Here is a 1,002-nt window from a genome sequence, read left to right as displayed (position 1 = left end):
CGGCATCGGTACGTTTTTCGAAAATCTTCACCACCCGCCCGGTGTAGGCGGGGCCGCCCAGGGCGACGTTCGTGTCGTCGGCCGGAAAGGTCTTGGCCAGCACGCGGTCGCCAATGCCGGGCGCCGGTCCACTGCCACTGCGCGACAGGCGGATGGAGACGATGGGCGGCGGCCCATTGGCCGTGTGTTCGGTAGGACGGGCCAAGAGCACGCCATCGGCATCGCGGTCGAAAATATCGAGGACCGTGACATGGGGCAGGGCACCGACGCGAGCCAGCCCCTTGCGCTCCTTGGTGAGGACGCCTTCGTCCTGCAAGTCGCGCAAAATATCCTTCAGCCAGATGCGGTCGTCGCCGCGCAGTGCGAACGCCTTGGCGATGTCGCGTTTGCCGGCGCGATCGGGATTTTCGGCGATGTAGCGCAGGATTTCGTCACGCGAGGGCCGGTAGTCGTCCTTGACCTTGGCTCTGGTGTCGGCGGTGCGCGGATCGCCGTGGGTTCTGCCGGTGATCTTGCGCGCCACGCTGTCCTATCCTTTTTTCTTCGCGGCCGGCTTCTTCGCAGCCGGCTTCTTGGCTGCCACTTTCTTGGTCGCCGGGGCCTTGGCCGCGGCTGCCTTTCGGAACGGCTTCTTGCCGCCGCCGCCCTTGGCCTCTTTCTCGGCAATCAATGCCAGCGCATCCTCGATCGTCACCGACTGCGGATCCTTGCCCTTGGGCAGCGTAGCATTGACCTTGCCGAAATTCACGTAAGGCCCGTATTTGCCGTCGCGCACGACGATCTTGCCGCCGCCATCGGGATGGTCGCCAAGCTCCTTCAGCGCTGCGGCAGTACCGCCATTGCGGCCGCCCTTGCCCTTCAGCTGCTTCTCGGCGATCACCGATACGGCGCGGTTGAGGCCGATCGAGAACACGTCCTCGATGCTTTCGAGATTGGCATAGGTGCCGTCATGCAGCACGAACGGGCCGTAGCGGCCGAGCCCGGCTGAGATCATCTTGGCGG

At 64.8% G+C, this 1,002-nt stretch carries 1 protein-coding gene and 1 pseudogene; both read right to left on the bottom strand.

Annotated features, from left to right (window positions below; all coding sequences use genetic code 11):
• A pseudogene (locus EN939_RS35620) lies at positions 1–523 on the bottom strand (ribonuclease R); the annotation flags it as partial.
• Between the two features lie 6 nt (positions 524–529).
• Positions 530–1,002 (bottom strand): topoisomerase C-terminal repeat-containing protein (locus tag EN939_RS35615; protein WP_272483143.1); only part of this gene is annotated, 473 nt, incomplete at its 5' end.

Origin of the sequence: Mesorhizobium sp. M7A.F.Ca.CA.002.05.1.1, assembly GCF_003998335.1 — a bacterium.
GTDB lineage: Bacteria > Pseudomonadota > Alphaproteobacteria > Rhizobiales > Rhizobiaceae > Mesorhizobium.
Note: the sequence above shows the minus strand (reverse complement) of the source record. Positions and strands in the feature narration are given on the sequence as shown.